3 protein-coding genes are annotated in these 1,484 nt (G+C 23.0%); all 3 read right to left on the minus strand.

The genetic code is table 11. The annotated features are described in order from the left end of the window. On the minus strand, window positions 1–583 hold a 583-nt coding region (locus HMPREF0202_RS03180; protein ID WP_023051941.1), incomplete at its 3' end, for a sigma-70 family RNA polymerase sigma factor. A gap of 59 nt (window positions 584–642) precedes the next feature. Continuing rightward, window positions 643–1,230 (minus strand): sigma-70 family RNA polymerase sigma factor, encoded by a 588-nt coding sequence (locus HMPREF0202_RS03185; RefSeq protein ID WP_023051942.1) that lies wholly within the window; start codon window positions 1,228–1,230, stop codon window positions 643–645. Window positions 1,231–1,307: 77 nt separating this feature from the next. Further along, window positions 1,308–1,475: a phospholipase D-like domain-containing protein gene (locus HMPREF0202_RS15700; RefSeq protein WP_084537614.1), complete on the minus strand. Its 168-nt coding sequence runs from the start codon at window positions 1,473–1,475 to the stop codon at window positions 1,308–1,310. Between the last annotated feature and the right edge of the window lie 9 nt (window positions 1,476–1,484).

The following is a 1,484-nucleotide window of genomic DNA, read 5'->3' on the forward strand; positions in this document are numbered from 1 at the left end:
TATATATCTCTAAATATTCTCGTATTTTTTTCTTTATTCTTTGAATCGTATTATCAATTTTTTTAGGTGTTTCATTTAATATATTAGCAATTTCAACATAAGTTTGTTGTTTAATTAAATAATAAAACACACTCTTTTCTAAATTAGTTAGATTTTCTTCTAAATATTTTTCTAATAGTTCAATTAGTTCTTTACTTAAAAGTATCTCTTCTGGAGTATGAAACATTAAAGAAGGACGTTTATAATGTATTTTTTCTTCCTTCTCACAATAACTTCCATCGTATACAGCTTCATTTAAATTTCTATATTTCTCTGTATTTGATCTTTTTATTGCAGTAATCATTTGTCTTCTTATACATAAGTTAGCAAATGTACTAAAAGAGCTTTCCTTACTTTCATCATACCCTTGAATAGCTTTGATTAATCCAATATACCCCTCTTGTAATAAATCACTAAATTCTCCATCTTTCAAAAAAAAAGTTCTGCTATTTATATAAATAATTTTTTCATGTTGTTTAATAATTTCTTCTATCGCTTCTTCATCACCATTTTGTGCTTGAATCAAAATATCTTTTTCAATCATAGCTCTTATCCTTTTGATTTTCAAAATTTGGTATTCTATAAACAATAAAAAGTTTAATTTTATGTATATCTTTTTAGATATTCATATACTTTCTTCTTTATTCTTTGAATTATATTATCTATTCTTTTTGGTGTTTCATTTAATAATTCCGCAATTTCAATATATGTTCTTTGTTTAAGCAAATAATAAAACACACTTTTTTCTAATTTACTTAAGTTATTATTTAAATATTCTTTTAATAACTCAACTAACTCTTTGCTCAAAAGTATTTCTTCTGGATTATAAAAAGAAAGAGATGGTTTTTTATAATTTATATTTTCTTCTTTTTTATAGTAACTTTCCCCTTGCATGGCTTCATTAAGATTTCTATATTTTTCTGTATTAGACTTTTTTATAGCTATAATCATTTGTCTTTTTATACAAACGTTTGCAAAAGTATAAAAATAAACATCCTTTTTCTCATCATAATTATTAATTGCACTAATTAGTCCTATATATCCCTCTTGCATTAAATCATTAACATCTCCATCCTTTAAAAAAAAATACTTCATATTTTGATATACAACATTTTGATATTTTTTAATAATATATTCTAATGCTTCCTCATCACCATTCTGTGCCTGAATTAATATCTCTTTTTCAATCATAGTTATATTCCTTCTAGTTTTATTTTACTTTTAATTATAATCCTATCGTATTATACCTATTCTTTTTAAAACCTTTCTTAAACTGAAACTTTTTCTTTTAGAGAATAACTTCCATCTTTATTTTGAATCCTTAATTTAACATTATCCTTCAAAATATCTTTTATAAATTGAATAACTTTTCTTTTATTTTTTATGTCCTCTAATGGAAATATTGTTTCTACTCTTCCATCTAAATTCCTTCTCATACAATCTGC

This window comes from Cetobacterium somerae ATCC BAA-474, assembly GCF_000479045.1.
Taxonomy (GTDB): Bacteria; Fusobacteriota; Fusobacteriia; order Fusobacteriales; family Fusobacteriaceae; genus Cetobacterium_A; species Cetobacterium_A somerae.